We start from the raw sequence: 17,908 nt of genomic DNA, 5'->3' as shown, positions 1-17,908 counted from the left end.
CCGCAACGGGTTGACGCGGGCTGCTGCAACGGCTTCGTGACGCGGCAGGCGCGGGCGTGGCGGAATCGGTAGACGCTGGGGACTTAAAATCCTCTGCCATTGGCGTGCGGGTTCGAGTCCCGCCGCCCGCACCAGGCGACCTCCTCCACCGGCAGCGATGGTTCTTGGAGGAGCCGCCTTCGAGAATATCGTGGGCGCTTGCGGCCTATCCATGGCTCGTGATGAACCTCCCGAGGCGCGCTCCGAAGACGCCACGCGCGGCATTGCTGCGCGGTCTGTTCAGATCGGCTCGGTGCGCGATGCTCAACGGGGTTCTGGCCATCGGCGTTCTGAACGGGTGTAAGGTCGCTTGCCGCTTCAGCTACCGCGATAGCGACGTGGCGCCCTTCGTGGGCAGGCCAGTTGGCGGGCTCCATGACTGAGCGGTGTCGCCATTCTGCGCTTCGCGGGCGATGGACTGCTCGCCACATGGAATATCGATCCGTTCGCGCGAACCGCGCTGCCACGATCGGGCAGAGTTGCTCGCTCCACCAGTCTTTGCGAGCGTAGCGAAGCGATCCGGCGTTCCGCGCCTGCTCGCTACGCTCGCAACAATGGCGCTGGCAGGGACCAGACAGGATGTCGATCGGCGCCTGCTGAGGGGACGTCACTAGGCCTGCGCCTTTTTGCGACCTCGCGAACGAGCGTCACGTACGAAGCGGCCTGTCAGCGCCCTCCCCGGCCCCGGCTGCGCTGAGCGCCTCGACCGCCGATCAGGTCCTCAAGCTGCGCTCCGTCGGCCCACTCAGCCACGTCGCCGGACGGACCCGCAAGCGTCCGACGTACGCCCGCTATCCTGCCGGCGTCCGCAGCTTCCGGATAAACCCGATCAGCCCGGTCTGGCGCGAGCGCTTCAGCCGCTCCGACGCGAGAATCGTCTTCACCTTCGCGAAGCATGTCTCGACGTCGTCGTTGACCAGCACATAGTCATAGCCGTCCCAATGGCTGATCTCGGCATCGGCGCGGCTCATGCGGCGTTCGATGATCTCCTGCGCGTCGGTGCCACGCCCCTCCAGGCGACGGCGCAGTTCCTCCATCGACGGCGGCAGGATGAAGACGCGCACCACGTCGCCACCGGCGATCTGGTGCAGCTGCTGCGCGCCTTGCCAGTCGATGTCGAACAGCACGTCCTTGCCCGCCGACAGCATCGCATCGACCGGCGCGCGTGGCGTGCCGTAGCGCTGGTCGAAGACATGCGCCCACTCGAGGAATTCGTGGTTCGACGCCATTTCTCGGAAGGTGTCGAGCGACACGAAATGATAGTCGCGCCCGTCTTCCTCACCGCGGCGAATGGCGCGGGTGGTGGCGGAAACCGACAGCGACAGTTCGGGCTCGCTGGCGAGCAGCATGCGCGCGATCGTCGACTTGCCCGCACCTGACGGCGAGGAGAGCACGAAAAGCACGCCGCGACGCTTCATGTTGTGCGGGTCGGCGGGCAGGCGATGGTCCATGTGCGCTGATGGCCCGCCATACCGCGTTGCGTCAAGCGTGCAGCGTCACACCGCGCGTCAGGCGTGCAGCCGCGCGGCATGCCACGCCAGTTGATCCGCCATGAAGGTGGAGATGAAATGATAGCTATGGTCGTAGCCGGCGTGCAGCCGCAGGGTCAGGTCGATCCCGGCCGTGGCGCAGGCAGCCGCCAGCAATGCGGGGCGAAGCTGTTCGTCGAGGAACGAATCGGCCTCGCCCTGGTCGATCAGCAGTTCGGGCACGCGGGCGCCGTCCTCGATCAACGCCACCGCATCATGGCGGCGTTGCACGGCCGCGTCATCGCCCAGATAGCGATCGAGCGCCTTGCCCCACGGCACCTGGGTCGGCGCGACGATCGGTGAGAAGGCGGAGACGGCACGAAACCGCTCCGGGTGGCGCAGCCCGATCGTCAGCGCGCCGTGCCCGCCCATCGAATGCCCCATGATCGACTGGCGCGCCATATCGACGGGGAAGCGCGCGGCGAGCAGCGCCGGAAGTTCCTCCGTCACGTACGACCACATGCGGTAATTCGTCGCCCACGGTGCCTGCGTCGCGTCGACGTAGAAGCCGGCGCCCTTGCCGAAATCCCACGCATCCTCATCCGGCACGTCGTCGCCGCGCGGGGAAGTGTCGGGCGCGACGAAGATCAATCCGTGCTCCGCGCAGGCACGGCGATACTCACCCTTGTCGGTCACGTTGGCATGGGTGCACGTCAGCCCCGACAGATACCAGACCACCGGCAGCGTCGCGCCAGGCGCATGATCGGGCACGAAGACCGCAAAGGTCATGTCGGTGCCGGTTGCGCCCGAGGCGTGGCGGTACACACCCTGCGTCCCGCCATGCGCGCGAGCGGTGGAGACGGTTTCCATCACACCCTTCCTTTTCAATGACGACGTATCGCCCGCGCCGCGGCCCGATCCGCGATGCGCGATCTAACGACGACAGCCGGGTCGCGACCGGGATCGAGACCGCCACGATCGGCGGGGAACGACCCTGACCCGCGCACAAACGACCGCACCAGCAGCTCAGGCCGCCCCGCGGTGGGCGGCGCACAACTTGTTGCCGTCGGGGTCGCGGAGATAGGCGAGATAGAGCGGCCCGAACGGAGTGGTGCGCACGCCCGGTTCGTCCTCGATCGCGGTGCCGCCATGCGCCACGCCGGCCTGATGCCACGCTTTTGCCTGTTCCGGGCTGTTCATGCGGAAGCCGACCGTGCCGCCATTGGCGTGGCACGCCGGCTCGCCGTCGATCGGCGCCGTGATCATGAACAACGCGCCATCATGCGCATAGACGACGCGCCCGCGATCGTCCTGTCGCCCGGCCTTGCCGCCCAGCACTGCGAACAGCGCGTCGTAGAAGCGCTGCGACCGCGCCACGTCGTTCGATCCGACCATCACATGGCTGAACATCGTCCGTTCCCTTTCAGTAGATAACGACGCTGCGGATGCTCTCTCCCGCATGCATCAGGTCGAAGCCCTTGTTGATCTCGTCAAGCGACAGCCGGTGCGTGATCATCGGGTCGATCGCGATCATGCCATTCATATACCAGTCGACGATCTTCGGCACGTCGGTGCGCCCGCGCGCGCCGCCGAACGCGGTCCCCTTCCACACGCGCCCGGTCACGAGCTGGAAGGGCCGCGTCGCGATCTCCTTGCCCGCTTCGGCCACGCCGATCACGATCGATTCGCCCCAGCCGCGATGCGCGCTCTCCAGCGCCTGCCGCATGACGGCGGTGTTGCCGGTACAGTCGAAGGTATAATCGCCGCCGCCGTCGGTCAGCGCGACCAGATGCTGGACGACGTCCCCGACATCCTTCGGGTTGACGAAGTCGGTCATCCCGAACCGTCGCCCCCATTCCTCGCGATCGGGGTTCAGGTCGACCCCGACGATCCGCGCGGCGCCGGCCAGTTTCGCGCCCTGGATCACGTTCAGCCCGATCCCGCCCAGCCCGAACACGATCACGGTCGCGCCCGCTTCGACCTTCGCCGTGTTGACCACGGCGCCGACCCCGGTCGTCACGCCGCAACCGATATAGCAGCTGGTGTCGAACGGCGCGTCCGCGCGGATCTTCGCCACCGCGATCTCCGGCAGCACGGTGAAGTTCGAGAAGGTCGAACAGCCCATGTAATGGAAGATCGGGCGCCCCTTGTAGCTGAAGCGGGTCGTGCCGTCGGGCATCAGCCCCTTGCCCTGCGTGGCGCGGATCGCCGTGCACAGGTTGGTCTTGCCGCTGAGGCACGACTTACACTGGCGGCATTCCGGGGTGTAGAGCGGGATGACGTGATCGCCGGGCGCCACGCTGGTCACGCCCGCGCCAATCTCGCGTACCACGCCGCAGCCTTCGTGGCCGAGCACGCTCGGGAACAGCCCCTCGCTGTCGAGCCCGTCGAGCGTATAGGCGTCGGTATGGCAGATGCCGGTGGCCATGATCTCGACCAATACCTCGCCCGGCTTCGGCCCTTCGAGGTCCAGTTCGACGATCTCCAGCGGCTTCTTCGCCTCGAACGCGACGGCGGCGCGGGTCTTCATGGGATGCCTCTTCGTCTGATGTCATGCCGGTCTTAGGCGGCGCAGGTGGCGGGTTTCAAGGTCGGGTTCACGTGGAAGGCAGCCGGGTCGCTCGCCCGTCCGGTGCGAGAGACGGAAATCTTCGCGACGTCGCGGCTTCGCGCGAGGCTGGCCACCCGCTAGACCGGTACGATGACCCATCGCCCCCTCGCCGGCCTGCGCGTCCTCGAACTCGCCCGCATCCTTGCCGGTCCGTGGGCGGGACAGTTGCTCGCCGACCTCGGCGCGGACGTGATCAAGGTCGAACGCCCGACGGAGGGCGACGACACCCGTCACTGGGGGCCGCCGTTCATCACGAGCGGCGATGGCGAGCCTCTGTCGGCGGCTTATTACCATGCCTGCAACCGCGGCAAGCGCTCGATCGCGATCGACATCGCCACGGCTGAGGGGCAGGCGCGGGTCCGCGACCTTGCAATGCGTGCCGATGTCGTGATCGAGAACTACAAGGTCGGCGGCCTCGTCAAATACGGGCTCGACGCCGCCACGCTACGTGCGGCCAACCCGCGGCTGATCGTCTGCTCGATCACCGGCTTCGGGCAGGACGGCCCCTATGCGCACCGTGCCGGCTACGATTTCATCATCCAGGGCATGGGCGGGATGATGTCGATCACTGGCGAGCCCGACGGCCCGCCGCAGAAAGGCGGGGTCGCGCACGCCGACCTGTTCACCGGCATCTACGCCACCGTCGCGATCCTCGCCGCGGTCGTCGCCCGGCAGGCCAGCGGAGTGGGCACGCATATCGACATGGCGCTGCTCGACACGCAGGTGGCGGTGCTTGCCAATCAGGCGCTCAACTGGATGGCGAGCGGGATCGTGCCGCAGCGGATGGGCAACGGCCACGCCAACCTCGCTCCGTATCAGAGCTTTCCGACCAGCGACGGCGACCTGATCGTCGCGGTCGGCAACGATCGCCAGTTCGCGCGATTGTGTGCGGTACTGGACGTGCCGGCACTCGCGGCTGACGCGCGGTTCGCGACGAACCCCGCTCGCGTGGCGAATCGCGCGGCACTGCTGCCGCTACTCGTCGCGCGGACGGTGTCGTGGCCGGCCGCGGCGCTGCTTGCTGCGCTGGACGCCGCCGGCGTGCCGGTCGGCCCGGTGAACCGCGTCGATCAGGTTTTTTCGGACCCGCAGGTCGTCGCGCGTGGAATGCAGTTGATGACGAACGGCATCCCGGGCCTTGCCTCACCAATCCGTTACGATGGCGCGCGTGCGACCAGCGGCGTTCCCAGTCCGCGCCTGAACGAACATCCCGACGCGGATTGGCGCGGGACCTAGCTAGGATCAGCCTTCAGCGCTTCGCTGGTGCCGAACTGCCAGCGACTAAAGATGATCGATCGACTTTGGCGATCCACGCTCCCGCGAAGGGGAAGACGTACACCCTCCACCCCTCATTGCGACCGCAGCGAAGCAATTGAGCGCCCCGCAGGACGCCCTTGATTGCCTCGCTGGCAATGACGGCGTTCTCCAGGAAGGCGGCCGATCGTCGACCGGCCCTCAAACCGTTGATGCAAGCGCGCCAAAACAGCCAACGGGGGAGCCGAAACTCCCCGGATTGCTTCGCTACGCTCGCAACGACGATTTGTTGTAGATCATCAAAGCGGGCGCGAGACACGCGGGCAACACCCGCCCGCCTTGCTTGAATCAGACCGCCGGCGGCACCCGCGATGGCTGTCCGGCACGGCTGATTTTGCCCGCCTGATGCCGGTCGTACGCCTTCTTCGCTACGTAAGCGCCACCCAATGCCCAACCCAACGGACCCATCCGTGTCACCGCGCGCGCGGCAACGGCGCCGAGGATCGCACCGCCAGCACCACCGTCACGACCGCGACGATCGAGTTCGCGCCCGATCAACCCACCCAAAATGCTGCGAATCATGCCTTGATCCTTTCCGAAACCGTGTCGCTGAGAACCTCGATGCCCTTCAGCACGCCCCACCCGATCGCATAGGTCGCGACCACCGGCAGGACGAGCTTCAGGACGTTGGCGGTGATCGCGCCGTACAGCGCGCCATCCGCCGCGCCGTCGTCGCCCGACATCGAGTCGATTGCGCCGCCGATCAGCGCGCCGATCGTGGTTGCACCCATGTTGGAAACCCCTGTTTGTTACGGATCAACAATGCCGGGCCGGCGCTGCGGTTCCGGTCACCGCCCCAGCATCGCCGCTGGCCGCACGACGCGGTCGAAAGTATCACCGTCGACCAGCCCTAGCGCCAGCCCCGCTTCCCTCAGCGTCAGCCCGTTCTCGTGCGCGTGCTTGGCGATCTTGGCGGCATGATCGTAACCGATCTCGGGCGCCAGCGCGGTGACCAGCATCAAAGAGCGGTCGAGCAACTCGCCGATCCGCGCCTCGTTCGCACGCAGTCCGTCGACGCAGCGTTCGGCGAAACTCTCGCATCCCGTCGCGAGCAGGTCGATGGAGCGCAGCACGCCTGCGCCGATCACCGGCTTGAACACGTTGAGCTCCAGATGCCCCTGCGCGCCGCCGACCGTGATCGCGACGTGATTGCCGATCACCTGCGCGGCGACCATCGTCAGCATCTCGCACTGTGTCGGGTTGACCTTGCCGGGCATGATCGAGCTGCCCGGCTCGTTGGCGGGCAGGTCCAGCTCACCGAGCCCGCAGCGCGGGCCGGAGCCGAGCAGGCGGATGTCGTTGGCGATCTTCGTGCACGCCACCGCCAGCGTGTTGAGCGTGCCCGACAGGTGGACCAGCGGATCGTTCGACGCCAACGCCTCGAAGAAATTGTCCGCCGGGCTGAACGCAATCCCGGTGATCCCGCGCAGTTCCGCGCAGAAATCGCGCGCGAACCCGGCCGGCGCGTTCAACCCGGTGCCAACCGCCGTGCCGCCCTGCGCCAGCCGGTCTGTGCCCTGCTCCACCGCCGGCTCGATCCGCCGCAGGCAGCGATCGAGCTGGTGCGCGTAGCCGGAAAATTCGTCACCCAGCGTCAGCGGCGTCGCGTCCTGCAGATGGGTCCGCCCGATCTTGACGAGGTCGCGCCATTCCTGCGCCCGGGCCGCCAACGCATCGTGGAGCCGCTCGACCGCGGGGATCAGCCGCTGCCGGACCGCGATCGAGCAGGCGATGTGCAACGCGGTCGGAAAGCTGTCGTTCGACGATTGCCCGCGATTGACGTCGTCGTTGGGATGGACCGGCGTCTTGCCGCCGCGCGTGCCGGTCAGGATCTCGTTCGCCCGGCCCGCGATTACCTCGTTGACGTTCATGTTGCTCTGCGTGCCGCTGCCGGTCTGCCAGATGACGAGCGGGAATTGATCGTCGAGCTTGCCGGCGAAGATCTCCTGCGCGGCCTGCTCGATCGCTTCGGCCTTCTCCGCCTCCAGCCCGTGGCGGCGATTCACGCGTGCCGCCGCCTGCTTCACCAGTGCCAGCGCGTGGACGATCTCGATCGGCATCCGCTCCCGCGCGCCGAACGGGAAATTCTCGAGGCTGCGCTCGGTTTGCGCCCCCCAATAAGCGTCGGCGGGAACCTCGATCGGGCCGATCGAGTCGGTTTCGGTGCGGGTAGCGTGGGTCATGGCAGGGCAACTCGCACTGTGCGATGTTGTTGCACGACCGGAGCCACGGAGCGCCCATGATCATCCTCGCCGCCCTTCTCCTGCTGACCGCCGGGGCCGCCGTGCCGGATTGCCGATCCGACCGCGCCGCGATCATGGACCTGCCGCAGGATCGCTTCGATCAGGACATGGCGGGCGGCTGGCGCGAGCTGAGCACACGAGGGTGCGAGCGGGAAGCTGCGGACCTCATCCGCGACTGGCGGAATCGGCATCGCACCGACAGCCGCATCCTGACGTGGCACGAGGGACAGCTACGTGCGAACATCGGCCAGACCGGGCAGGCCGTCGCGCTGTTCCGGCAAAGCTACGATCCGCCGCTGGAAGATCCCGGACTCGGCTGGAACCTGTATGTCGACGGCAGCATCGCCTTTCTGAATGCCGACCGCGCCGCGCTGCAGACGGCACGCGACCGCCTGGCGGTACTGCCCCGTCCCGCCGGCTTCGCGCCGGTGGGGGCGGACGGCAAGCCGGCCGCAGTCCGCTGGCCGCCGAACGTTCAGGTCCTCGATGGCCTCCTGCGCTGCTGGGGGCGTCCCTACCGGGTTGCTTATACCTGCCCGGTGCCGAGCGACGGCCCGCGCGCCACGCAACCATGAACCGATCGCCTCCGCGCCGGTGTACGGTCAGGTCCACGTCCAGCCCTCTCCGATCCGACTTTTCGATCCGCGGTCGCGGCTCTGCCGTCGTCGCTGAAAATCGCGAGCGCGATCGATGCGCGAAGGACCGAGCGGCTCCACTATCATCGAACGGACGGATCGGGACGAGGCTTGATGGCGATGATCGCTGCGTTTCGCTGCGACCTGACGACGAGCAATTCACCCATCCCGCCCTGACGCCAGGTGCCAGACCGGCTTTCCTTCGCGGCTACCCGACGTCGCACACCCCCGTGCACGCCGCTGACCACCGACCAGCCTAGCCGATCCGTTTCGAGAGGAAGAACCGCGCCTCGCCCGGCGGATAGTCGTCGATCTGGCCGAACACGCCATAGCCGAGCTTCTCGTAGAAGCCGCGCGCCTGAAAACTGAAGGTATCGAGCCAGATGCCGATGCAATCCAGCCGCCGCGCTTCTTCCTCGGCTGCCAGCATCAGCGCACGACCCTGGCCGTGGCCGCGCGCTTGCGGCGGCAGCGCGAGATATTTGACGAACAGCCAGCGATAGCTCGCCTCGGCCCACACGCCACCGACGATCGCGCCGTCCGCGTCGCGAGTCACGATCGCCACCTTGTGCCGCTCGGTCGGGCCGGCCGCGGCGTCGTTATGCGCAGCGAGCGGCGCGAGGATCGCGGCGAGTTCCTCGTCGCCGGGCGTCTGGATGGTCTCGATCATGCCGCTTGCCGATTCGCCACCGTGGTGCGGACGCGCGGGCACGTCACGCGGGCAGGCCCCGTGACGTCGGACACGGCGAACCGTGCCGGCGCCGCTCGCATCGTCACTTCTTCCTCTTGAAATCCACCGCGACGACGTTCGACCCGTCCTCGACCGGGGTAACCGTCGGGCCGTCGTTTTCCGCCGGATCGTGTCCGCCGGGGCCATCGCCCGGCCCTTCCTGCGCCTGGAAGCGCAGTTCGAAATTGACCGTCGGATCGTGGAAGCCGGTGATCGCCGAATAGGGAATGACCAGCTTCGACGACACCTGGTTGAAGCTGAGCCCTACCGAAAAACGCTCCTGGTCGACCGTCAGGTCCCAGAAGCGGTTCTGGAGGACGATCGTCATCTCGTCCGGGAAACGCTCGATCAGCCGTTGCGGAATGTCGACCCCCGGCGCCTGCGTCTTGAAGGTTATGTAGAAGTGGTGGTCGCCCGGCAGCCCGCCCGACTCGGCCACGGTTCCCAGCACGCGCCCCACGACCGCGCGCAGGGCTTCCTGCACGATGTCATCATAGGGGATCAGGCTGTCGGGCAGCATATCGCTCATGCGCCATGGGTAGCGCGCCGGGCGGTGCGGTCAAGGTCGCTTGGCAAGGTTGCCTGGGGCGTCCGCCACGTTATGGACGACGGATGCGCACCGCCACGATCCGCCGCGACACGACCGAGACCAAGGTCGCCGTCACCGTCAACCTCGACGGGACCGGGACCTACGACGTGAAGACCGGCGTCGGTTTCTTCGATCACATGCTCGAACAACTCTCGCGGCACGGCCTGATCGACCTGCACGTCCGCTGCGACGGCGACCTGCACATCGACGAGCATCACACGGTCGAGGATACCGCGCTGGCGCTGGGCAGCGCGGTGGCGCAGGCGCTGGGCGACAAGCGCGGCATCCGCCGCTACGGCGACGCGCTCAGCCCGATGGACGAAACGCTGACGCGGGTCGCGCTCGACATCTCGGGCCGGCCGTGGCTCGTCTGGCGCTCGCGCTTCTCGCAGGCGCGGCTCGGCGGCATGGACACGGAAATGTTCCAGCATTTCTTCCACAGCTTCGCGCAGAACGCGGGCATCACCCTGCACGTCGAGACGCTGTACGGCGACAACAACCACCATATCGCCGAAAGCATGTTCAAGGGCCTGGCGCGCGCCTTGCGCACCGCGGTCGAGATCGACCCGCGGAAGGCCGATGCGATCCCGTCGACGAAGGGCACATTATGAGCACGTTCCGCACCTCCGGCGACATGTGCGCCGTGCTGCTCAGCTACGTCCGCCCGCTCGACGAGGTGGATGCGCAGCTGGCCGCGCATGTCGCGTGGCTCGAGCAGGGGTTTGCGGAAGGTGTGTTCCTGATCGCCGGCCGCCGCCAGCCGCGCAGTGGCGGGGTGATCGTGATGCGTGGCGCCCGCGCCGCGGTGGATGCGGTCATGGCGACCGATCCCTTCGTCGCCAGCGGGGTCGCCACGTTCGAGGTCGTGCCGTTCAGCGCCAGCTTCGCGGCCACCCCGCTGCACGACTGGCTGTCATGACGCTGGCGCTGATCGACTATCAGGCCGGCAACCTCCACTCGGTCGAGAATGCGTTGCGCGCCGCGGGCTGTGCCGACCTGACCGTCACCGCCGATCCCGAGACCGTGCTGCACGCCGATCGCATCGTCCTGCCCGGCGTCGGCGCCTTCGGTGCCTGCGCGGCGAGCCTGCGGGCGATCCCCGGCATGGTCGCCGCGCTGGAAGAGCGCGTGCTGCGGCAGGCGGCGCCGTTCCTGGGCATCTGCGTGGGGATGCAGTTGCTGGCCGAGACCGGCGAGGAGCTCGGCATCCATCGCGGGCTCGGCTGGATCGCGGGCACCGTGCGCCGCATCGATCCGGCCGGCAGCGACGCGAAGGTGCCGCACATGGGCTGGAACGACGTCGTGCCCGGCGCCGCCCATGCGCTGATCGTGCCCGGCGAGGCCTATTTTCTCCACAGCTATGCCTTCACCGGCGATGGCGTGGTCGCCACCACCGACCACGCCGGGCCGGTCACCGCCGCGGTCGCCCGCGACACGGTGCTCGGCGTGCAGTTCCACCCCGAAAAGAGCCAGCGCTACGGCCTTGCGCTGCTCGAAAGGTTCCTTGCATGGCGCCCCTGATCGTCTTCCCCGCCATCGACCTGAAGCAGGGTCAGGTCGTCCGCCTCGCCGAAGGCGACATGGCGCGCGCCACCGTCTACGGCGACGATCCCGCGGCGCAGGCGCGCGCCTTCGCGGCGGCGGGGGCGACGCACCTCCATGTCGTCGACCTCGACGGCGCGTTCGCGGGCGAGAGCGTCAACGGCGACGCGGTGCGCGGCATCGTCACAGCCTTTCCAGGTCGCGTCCAGCTCGGCGGCGGGATCCGCACTCCGGAAGCGGTCGCGGCGTGGCTGGCGCTGGGCGTCGCGCGCGTCGTGATCGGCACGGCCGCGCTCGAACAGCCGCAATTCGTCCGCGACATGGCCGCCGCCTACCCGGAACGGATCGTCGTCGCAGTCGATGCGCGCGACGGAATGGTCGCGACCAAGGGATGGGCGGAGGTGTCCACCACCCCGGTCGCCGATCTCGCGCGCCGCTTCGAGGATGCCGGCGTCGCCGCGTTGCTGTTCACCGACGTCGGGCGTGACGGATTGCTCAAGGGCTGCAACGTCGATGCGACCGTCGCGCTGGCGCGGGCGGTTCGCATCCCGGTGATCGCCAGCGGCGGGGTCGCCGGGATCGACGACATCCACGCGCTCGCCGGTCATTCGGTCGACGGGGTCGAGGGGGTCATCACCGGCCGCGCGCTCTACGATGGCCGGCTCGATCTGGCCGAGGCGCTGCGGGTGGCGGGGAACTGAGCATCGCCCCCGCCTCCACCCCGGGCCCTGATCCCGCACGCCCGCCCGGGAAGCTGCGGCGGCTGCTCGCCCGCGCCGATCGCTTCCTGCTGCTGCTGATCGCGACGGTCGCTCTCGCCGCCATCCTGCCGGCGCGCGGAGCCGCGGCAACGTGGGTCGAACACGGCACCACGGTCGCGGTCGCGCTGCTGTTCCTGCTTTACGGCGCGCGGCTCGCCCCGCAGGCGATCTGGGCGGGGCTGGCGCACTGGCGGCTCCAGCTGCTCGTGTTCGTCAGTACCTTCATGCTCTTTCCGTTGCTCGGCCTCGGCGTCGCGGCTGCGACGCGCAGCTGGCTGCCGGGCGAGGTCGTCACCGGACTGCTGTATCTTTGCCTGCTGCCCTCGACGGTGCAATCCTCGATCGCGTTCACCTCGATCGCGCGCGGCAACGTGCCCGCGGCGCTGTGCAGCGCGTCGCTCTCGAACCTCGTCGGCGTGGTGCTGACTCCGCTGCTGGTCGCGCAGCTGCTGACGCGCGCGACCGGCGGGCTATCGCTGGAGGCGGTGCGCGACATCGCGTTGCAGATCCTGCTGCCGTTCATCGCCGGCCAGGCGATCCGGCCGTGGGCGCAGGGCTGGCTGCTGGCGCATCCGACGCTGACCAGCGTCGTCGATCGCGGATCGGTGCTGGTCGTCGTCTACGCCGCGTTCGGCGCGGGCGTCGTCGCCGGGCTGTGGACGCAGCTGTCGCCGCTCACGCTTGCCGCGATCCTGGCGCTGTCGCTGGCGATCCTCGCGGTCGTGCTGGTCGCCACGACGCTGGCCTCGCGCGCGATGGGGTTTGCCGTGGCCGATGAGATCGCGACCGTCTTCTGCGGCTCGAAGAAGAGCATGGCCAGCGGCATTCCGATGGCGGCTATCCTCTTTCCGTCGCACGCCGTCGGACTGATCGTCCTGCCGTTGATGATCTTCCACCAGGTGCAATTGTTCGTGTGCGCCGGGCTGGCGCGGCGCTATGCCGATGATCCGCGCCACGTGCCGTCCGACGACGCGCCGCCTTGCCCCCCGCCCGCGCGCCGGGCATGAGCCGCGCATGACCGTCAGAGCGCGCGTGATCCCCTGCCTCGATGTCGCCGGTGGGCGCGTCGTCAAAGGCGTCAACTTCGTCGACCTGATCGATGCGGGCGACCCCGTCGAACAGGCACGTGCCTATGACGCGGCCGGCGCCGACGAGCTTTGCTTCCTCGACATCACCGCCAGCCACGAGGCGCGCGGCACGATGCTCGACGTGGTGCGCCGCACCGCCGCGGTCTGTTTCATGCCGCTGACGGTCGGTGGCGGGGTACGCAGCGCGGAGGATGCGCGCGCGCTGCTGCTGGCGGGCGCGGACAAGATCGCGGTCAATTCCGCTGCCGTCGCGCGGCCCGAAATCGTCGCCGACATCGCCGAGCGATTCGGCAGCCAATGCTGCGTCGCCAGCGTCGATGCACGACGCAGCGGCGACGGTTGGGAAGTGTTCACCCACGGCGGGCGCCGCGCGACCGGAATCGATGCGGTCGCGCACGCTTTGCACCTCGCCGAACTCGGGGCGGGCGAGTTGCTGGTCACCTCGATGGACCGCGACGGCACCCGCGACGGCTACGACCTCGCGCTGGTCCGCGCGATCGCCGACCGCACTGCGGTGCCGGTGGTGGCCAGCGGCGGGGTCGGCTCACTCGACGATCTGGTTGCGGGGGTCACCGAAGGGCACGCCTCGGCGGTGCTGGCGGCATCGATCTTCCATTTCGGACAGGCGACGATCGCCGATGCGCATGCTGCGCTTGCCGCCGCCGGCGTACCGGTGCGCGCCCCGCTGCTCCCCCATTGACCGCACGCGGCGCAAACGGCACCCCGGCACACATGACCTCGACCGACACGCTCGACCGGCTCTTCGCGACGATCGCCTCGCGCAAGGGCGCCGACGCCGATGGCTCCTATACCGCATCGCTGTTCGCGCGCGGGCGCGGGCGGATCGCGCAGAAGCTGGGCGAGGAGGCGACCGAAACCGTCATCGCCGCAATGGGACAGAACGCGCGCGCGATCGTGCCCGAGGCGGCGGACCTGCTCTATCACCTGTTCGTGCTGCTCGCCGACGCCGGACTGACGCTGGACGATGTGCGCGCCGAACTGGCGCAGCGCGAGGGGACCAGCGGGCATGACGAGAAGGCGGCCCGCGGACCGATCCCCCTCTCTTTTCGCGCCGAATGAGGAAAAGCGCATGAGCGTCGACGCCACCCGCCCGTATGACGATGCGAATATCTTCGCGAAGCTGCTGCGTGGCGAGATCCCGTCGCGGCGCGTCTATGAGGATGATCACACGATCGTCTTCCACGACATCGCGCCGTGGGCGCCGACGCACCTGCTGGCGGTGCCACGCGGATCGTACGTCAGCTGGGACGATTTCTCCGCAAATGCCACGGAGACGGAGATCGTCAGCTTCACACGCGCGATCGGGCAGGCGGCGCGCGACGCCGGGCTGGTCGCCGGCGGCTATCGCCTGATCGCCAACACCGGACTCGATTCGCACCAGGAGGTGCCGCACCTGCACGTCCACATCATGGGCGGTCGCGCGCTCGGCCCGATGCTTATCGAGAACGATGGTCGCGAATGATACGGTCATCGTAACGCAACACTATTGCGCGTCCGCGATCCGCCGCTAGGCTCCACCCCAATCAGATCTTCCAGGGGCTACGAGCTACATGATTTTCGGGCGCGTCAAATCTCTCGACGCCATCCTCGCCACCGCTGAGAAGAAATCTCTGCATCGGACGCTGGGCTGGTTCCAACTGACGCTGTTCGGCATCGGCTGCGTCATCGGCACGGGCATCTTCGTGCTGACCGCCGCAGGCGCGCAAAAGGCGGGGCCGGGGCTGATGCTGGCGTTCGCGATCGCGGGCGCGATCTGCATCGTCGCAGCGCTCTGCTATGCGGAGATCGCGGCGATGATCCCGGTGGCGGGATCGGCCTACACCTATACCTACGCCTCGATGGGCGAGTTGCTCGCCTGGACGGTCGGCTGGGCGCTGATCCTCGAATATGCGGTGGCGGCCAGCGCGGTCGCGGTCGGCTGGTCGGGATATTTCACCGGCACGATCCTCAACCAGTTCCTCGGCGTGCATCTGCCGGCATGGCTGTCCGCCGCGCCGCTGGCGCTGGGCGGCGCGCCGGGCGGGTTCATCAACCTGCCCGCGATCGTCATCGCGCTGCTCATCACGTGGCTGCTGATGGTCGGCACGACCGAGAGCGCGCGCGTCAACGCCGTGCTGGTCGCGATCAAGGTGACGGCGCTGACCGCGTTCGTCGCATTGACGCTGCCGAGCGATTATTTCAGCGCCGATCGCTTCAACCCGTTCCTGCCCGCCGGCGTCTTCGGCGGGTTCGGCACCGGGGTGGGCGCCGTCGGCGCGGCCGCGACGATCTTCTTCGCCTATGTCGGCTTCGATGCGGTGTCGACCGCGGCGGAGGAGACCAAGAACCCGCAGCGCAACGTGCCGATCGGGCTGATCGGGTCGCTGCTGTTCTGCACCGTCTTCTACATCCTGGTCGCGGCCGGCGCGATCGGCACGATCGGCGGGCAGCCGATCATCGGGCCGAACGGCATCCCGTTCCCCGCCGGGTCCGAGGAACTGGCGCGCCAGTGCGCGTTGCCGCAGCACAAGGATGCGCTGGTCTGCTCGGGTGAGGCGCTGGCCCATGTGCTGCGCGTGATCGGCTGGTCGGGGGTGGGCAACCTGCTCGGTATTGCCGCCTTCGTCGCGCTGCCCTCGGTTATCCTGATCCTGATGTTCGGCCAGACGCGCATCTTCTTCGTCATGAGCCGCGACGGCTTGCTGCCGGAGCGGCTGTCGACCGTCCACCCGAAGTGGAAGACGCCGCACATCGTCACGATGATGACCGGTGTCGGCGTCGCGTTCGCGGCGGCGTTCCTGCCGGTCGGCCAGCTCGCCGACATCGCCAACGCCGGGACGCTGTACGCCTTCGCGATGGTGGCGGTTGCGGTGATGATCCTGCGCCGCACCGCTCCGGGGCATCCGCGCAGCTTCCGCACGCCCGCGCTGTGGCTGGTCGGACCGCTGACGATCGCCGGCTGCGTGTTCCTGTTCTTCAACCTTCCGTCGGCCGCGATGCTGGTGCTGCCGGTCTGGGGGGCGCTCGGGCTGCTGATCTACTTCGGCTACAGCCGCCGCCACAGCCATCTGGGCCGCGGCATCGTCGAGGTTCCCGAGGAATACTGACCCGGCATCGACCGACGAGAGAAGGGCCGGAAGGAGCGGTCCTTCCGGCCCTTCCTTTTTCACCGACGCTCCCGGCGGAGGCTGGCCCATGTCCACGCATCGGACACAGCAACTTCGCTGGAGGATCGGGCACCCGCGCGGGAAGCCATGCGAGAGCGAGGCCCCTGCCCGCGCAGGAGCCTCGGCTATCTCCTCATGAGCGTCAGACCTGCGGCGGGACCGGCCCGCGCGCTGTCAGCGCGTCGCGGATCTCGCGCAGCAGCACCACCTCGGCCGGATCGGCGGCGGGCTCGGCGATTCCGGCGGCCTTCTCGCGCTCGACCGTCGCGATCAGCCGGTTGACGCTGCGCATCAGCAGGAAGACGATGAACGCCAGGATCACGAAGTTGATGACGACGGTCACGAACTCGCCATACCCCAGCAACGGCACCCCCGCCGCCTTCAGCTGCGCGTAACTGGCCAGCGACCCCTTGAAGTCCGCCGGGACCGGCCCGAGGCGAATGAAGAAGCTGGAGAAGTCGAACCCGCCGAAGATCGCACCGACGACCGGCATGATGATGTCGTCGGTCAATGACTTGGTGATCGTGGCGAACGCGCCGCCGATGATGACGCCGACCGCGAGGTCCAGCACGTTGCCACGGGCGATGAACGCCCGGAAATCCTTGAGCATGAACGTTCGCCCTTCCCTGTTGCGATGATACGATCGAGGTTAACCACGGTTTTTCGCTTCGCCAAGCGCCATCGCCCGGATAGATAACGCGCCATGACCCATCCGCACCGCGACGCCGCCTTCCCGCCCGAAACCGCTTGGGAAGGCCGCTATATCAAGGTCGTGACCCAGGGCGGCTGGGAGTTCGTCGCCCGTCAGCGCGGTATCCAGGCCGCGGTGATCGTCGCGATCGACGATGCCGACCGCATCGTGCTGGTCGAGCAATATCGCGTGCCGCTGGGTTGCCGCTGCCTGGAGCTGCCCGCCGGGCTGATCGGCGACGAGACCGAGGGCGAGGCGGTCGCCGTCGGCGCAGCGCGCGAACTGGAGGAGGAAACCGGCTACCGCGCCGGGCGGATCGAGGAGCTCGGCTTCTTCCATTCCTCGCCGGGCATGAACAGCGAGGGCTTCACCCTGGTGCGCGCGCACGATCTGGTGAAGATCGGCGCGGGCGGCGGCGAGGCGGACGAGGATATCGAGGTGCATCTCGTGCCGCGCACCGAGATTGCCGCGTTCGTGGCGAGCAAGCGCGCCGAAGGCGTGGCGATGGACGTCAAGATGCTGGTGCTGCTCGCCGATACCTTGATCGCGTAACCGATGCGCCAGCGCCCCTGCGCAGGCAGGGGCCTATCTCTGCCTCGCGCGGTCGTCCAAATGACATATCGCCGACACTGAATGTGTCAGACGCGCGTCACCGAGAGGAAGAACACGCGCCTGGGCCCTCGTGGGGGAGTCCCGCTCAGCGGAAGTTGTCGGCGTAGCTCTGCAGCTTCAGCGTCTTGGTCGGCGTCGGGATGACCGTGTACGCCAGCCCTTCGGCCTCGGCATAGGCGACTGCCGCCTCGCAGGTCGGGAACGCCAGCCGGATCTGGTCGCGCGTGTCGCCGCTGCCGGCCCAGCCGGTCAGCGGGTCGGCGCGCTTCGCCTCGCCGGGTTCGAATTCGAGTTGCCAGCTGTCGGTGCGGGCCTTGCCGGACTGCATGGCGTTCTTCGGGCGCTGGTAGATGCGGGCGGTCTGCATGATAGGCTCCTCTACGTTCCACGCGGCGATCAGGCAATGGTTCCCGCCAC

The 17,908-nt window shown here is 68.2% G+C and carries 23 protein-coding genes and 1 tRNA gene; 13 read left to right on the top strand and 11 right to left on the bottom strand.

Features of this window, described 5'->3' with window-relative positions:
• The first annotated feature begins 50 nt into the window (after window positions 1-50).
• Window positions 51-134 (top strand) — tRNA-Leu (locus tag SPHPHY_RS0106235).
• 696 nt (window positions 135-830) lie between these two features.
• Here the strand turns inward: SPHPHY_RS0106235 and gmk are convergent.
• From gmk to SPHPHY_RS0106205, 4 genes are all read right to left on the bottom strand, one after another.
• Entirely contained in the window at window positions 831-1,490 is a 660-nt protein-coding gene (gene gmk, locus SPHPHY_RS0106225; RefSeq protein WP_022685840.1) for a guanylate kinase, read from the bottom strand.
• A 57-nt stretch (window positions 1,491-1,547) separates the two neighbouring features.
• Window positions 1,548-2,378: an S-formylglutathione hydrolase gene (gene fghA / locus SPHPHY_RS0106220; RefSeq protein ID WP_022685839.1), complete on the bottom strand. Its 831-nt coding sequence runs from the start codon at window positions 2,376-2,378 to the stop codon at window positions 1,548-1,550.
• A gap of 156 nt (window positions 2,379-2,534) precedes the next feature.
• Window positions 2,535-2,918 (bottom strand): VOC family protein, encoded by a 384-nt coding sequence (locus SPHPHY_RS0106210; RefSeq protein WP_022685837.1) that lies wholly within the window; start codon window positions 2,916-2,918, stop codon window positions 2,535-2,537.
• A gap of 13 nt (window positions 2,919-2,931) precedes the next feature.
• Window positions 2,932-4,038 (bottom strand): S-(hydroxymethyl)glutathione dehydrogenase/class III alcohol dehydrogenase, encoded by a 1,107-nt coding sequence (locus SPHPHY_RS0106205; RefSeq protein ID WP_022685836.1) that lies wholly within the window; start codon window positions 4,036-4,038, stop codon window positions 2,932-2,934.
• 171 nt (window positions 4,039-4,209) lie between these two features.
• On the opposite strand from SPHPHY_RS0106205, the gene SPHPHY_RS0106195 reads away from it, so the two are divergent.
• The gene (locus SPHPHY_RS0106195; protein WP_022685834.1) at window positions 4,210-5,355 is read left to right on the top strand and encodes a CaiB/BaiF CoA transferase family protein; all 1,146 of its coding nucleotides are present in this window, start codon (window positions 4,210-4,212) and stop codon (window positions 5,353-5,355) included.
• A 366-nt stretch (window positions 5,356-5,721) separates the two neighbouring features.
• Here SPHPHY_RS0106195 and SPHPHY_RS0106190 read toward each other — a convergent pair whose 3' ends face one another.
• From SPHPHY_RS0106190 to fumC, 3 genes are read right to left on the bottom strand one after another with little or no spacing between them, the layout of a single operon-like run.
• A complete protein-coding gene (locus SPHPHY_RS0106190; protein ID WP_022685833.1) occupies window positions 5,722-5,955 on the bottom strand; it encodes a hypothetical protein in 234 nt (77 codons plus the stop codon).
• On the bottom strand, window positions 5,952-6,164 hold the full coding sequence (locus SPHPHY_RS0106185) for a hypothetical protein (protein ID WP_022685832.1): 213 nt from the start codon (window positions 6,162-6,164) through the stop codon (window positions 5,952-5,954). Before SPHPHY_RS0106185 ends, SPHPHY_RS0106190 begins: the two co-directional genes overlap by 4 nt.
• A 57-nt stretch (window positions 6,165-6,221) precedes the next feature.
• The gene (fumC, locus tag SPHPHY_RS0106180; RefSeq protein ID WP_022685831.1) at window positions 6,222-7,616 is read right to left on the bottom strand and encodes a class II fumarate hydratase; all 1,395 of its coding nucleotides are present in this window, start codon (window positions 7,614-7,616) and stop codon (window positions 6,222-6,224) included.
• A gap of 56 nt (window positions 7,617-7,672) precedes the next feature.
• Here fumC and SPHPHY_RS19530 point away from each other — a divergent pair, with 56 nt between their 5' ends.
• On the top strand, window positions 7,673-8,251 hold the full coding sequence (locus SPHPHY_RS19530) for a hypothetical protein (RefSeq protein ID WP_022685830.1): 579 nt from the start codon (window positions 7,673-7,675) through the stop codon (window positions 8,249-8,251).
• A 316-nt stretch (window positions 8,252-8,567) separates the two neighbouring features.
• On the opposite strand, the gene SPHPHY_RS0106170 is transcribed toward SPHPHY_RS19530, so the two are convergent.
• Both SPHPHY_RS0106170 and SPHPHY_RS0106165 read right to left on the bottom strand, forming a co-directional pair.
• Window positions 8,568-8,981, bottom strand: coding sequence for a GNAT family N-acetyltransferase (locus SPHPHY_RS0106170; RefSeq protein WP_028056556.1), 414 nt, complete (start codon window positions 8,979-8,981; stop codon window positions 8,568-8,570).
• A gap of 103 nt (window positions 8,982-9,084) precedes the next feature.
• The gene (locus SPHPHY_RS0106165) at window positions 9,085-9,570 is read right to left on the bottom strand and encodes an SspB family protein (protein WP_022685828.1); all 486 of its coding nucleotides are present in this window, start codon (window positions 9,568-9,570) and stop codon (window positions 9,085-9,087) included.
• A gap of 83 nt (window positions 9,571-9,653) precedes the next feature.
• Here SPHPHY_RS0106165 and hisB point away from each other — a divergent pair, with 83 nt between their 5' ends.
• The 9 genes from hisB to SPHPHY_RS0106120 all read left to right on the top strand — a co-directional run bounded on the left by hisB (window position 9,654) and on the right by SPHPHY_RS0106120 (window position 16,128).
• The gene (gene hisB, locus SPHPHY_RS0106160; RefSeq protein ID WP_022685827.1) at window positions 9,654-10,241 is read left to right on the top strand and encodes an imidazoleglycerol-phosphate dehydratase HisB; all 588 of its coding nucleotides are present in this window, start codon (window positions 9,654-9,656) and stop codon (window positions 10,239-10,241) included.
• Entirely contained in the window at window positions 10,238-10,549 is a 312-nt protein-coding gene (locus SPHPHY_RS0106155) for a YciI family protein (protein WP_022685826.1), read from the top strand. The genes hisB and SPHPHY_RS0106155 overlap by 4 nt, the downstream gene beginning before the upstream one ends.
• Window positions 10,546-11,151, top strand: a complete 606-nt coding sequence (hisH, locus tag SPHPHY_RS0106150; protein WP_022685825.1) for an imidazole glycerol phosphate synthase subunit HisH — start codon at window positions 10,546-10,548, stop codon at window positions 11,149-11,151. The genes SPHPHY_RS0106155 and hisH overlap by 4 nt, the downstream gene beginning before the upstream one ends.
• Window positions 11,139-11,873, top strand: a complete 735-nt coding sequence (gene hisA / locus SPHPHY_RS0106145; RefSeq protein WP_022685824.1) for a 1-(5-phosphoribosyl)-5-[(5-phosphoribosylamino)methylideneamino]imidazole-4-carboxamide isomerase — start codon at window positions 11,139-11,141, stop codon at window positions 11,871-11,873. The genes hisH and hisA overlap by 13 nt, the downstream gene beginning before the upstream one ends.
• On the top strand, window positions 11,870-12,940 hold the full coding sequence (locus tag SPHPHY_RS19525; protein WP_331271027.1) for a bile acid:sodium symporter family protein: 1,071 nt from the start codon (window positions 11,870-11,872) through the stop codon (window positions 12,938-12,940). The genes hisA and SPHPHY_RS19525 overlap by 4 nt, the downstream gene beginning before the upstream one ends.
• Window positions 12,941-12,947: 7 nt before the next feature.
• Complete coding sequence (gene hisF / locus SPHPHY_RS0106135; RefSeq protein ID WP_028056553.1) at window positions 12,948-13,721, top strand: imidazole glycerol phosphate synthase subunit HisF; 774 nt, start codon at window positions 12,948-12,950, stop codon at window positions 13,719-13,721.
• A gap of 32 nt (window positions 13,722-13,753) precedes the next feature.
• Entirely contained in the window at window positions 13,754-14,101 is a 348-nt protein-coding gene (locus SPHPHY_RS0106130; RefSeq protein ID WP_022685821.1) for a phosphoribosyl-ATP diphosphatase, read from the top strand.
• Between the two features lie 10 nt (window positions 14,102-14,111).
• Window positions 14,112-14,504: an HIT domain-containing protein gene (locus SPHPHY_RS0106125; protein ID WP_022685820.1), complete on the top strand. Its 393-nt coding sequence runs from the start codon at window positions 14,112-14,114 to the stop codon at window positions 14,502-14,504.
• An 88-nt stretch (window positions 14,505-14,592) separates the two neighbouring features.
• Complete coding sequence (locus SPHPHY_RS0106120) at window positions 14,593-16,128, top strand: amino acid permease (RefSeq protein ID WP_022685819.1); 1,536 nt, start codon at window positions 14,593-14,595, stop codon at window positions 16,126-16,128.
• 202 nt (window positions 16,129-16,330) lie between these two features.
• Here the strand turns inward: SPHPHY_RS0106120 and mscL are convergent, their stop codons facing one another.
• Entirely contained in the window at window positions 16,331-16,798 is a 468-nt protein-coding gene (gene mscL / locus SPHPHY_RS0106115) for a large conductance mechanosensitive channel protein MscL (RefSeq protein ID WP_022685818.1), read from the bottom strand.
• Window positions 16,799-16,891: 93 nt separating this feature from the next.
• Here mscL and SPHPHY_RS0106110 point away from each other — a divergent pair, with 93 nt between their 5' ends.
• Window positions 16,892-17,431 carry an NUDIX hydrolase gene (locus SPHPHY_RS0106110; protein ID WP_022685817.1) on the top strand — a complete coding sequence of 180 codons (540 nt, stop codon included), beginning with the start codon at window positions 16,892-16,894 and terminating at the stop codon, window positions 17,429-17,431.
• Window positions 17,432-17,576: 145 nt separating this feature from the next.
• On the opposite strand, the gene SPHPHY_RS0106105 is transcribed toward SPHPHY_RS0106110, so the two are convergent.
• Entirely contained in the window at window positions 17,577-17,858 is a 282-nt protein-coding gene (locus SPHPHY_RS0106105; protein ID WP_022685816.1) for an NADH dehydrogenase ubiquinone Fe-S protein 4, read from the bottom strand.
• Window positions 17,859-17,908 lie beyond the last annotated feature (50 nt).

Origin of the sequence: Sphingomonas phyllosphaerae 5.2 (assembly GCF_000419605.1) — a bacterium.
In the GTDB taxonomy this organism is placed as follows: Bacteria; Pseudomonadota; Alphaproteobacteria; order Sphingomonadales; family Sphingomonadaceae; genus Sphingomonas; species Sphingomonas phyllosphaerae_B.
This window is presented reverse-complemented; position numbering and strand designations above follow the sequence as displayed.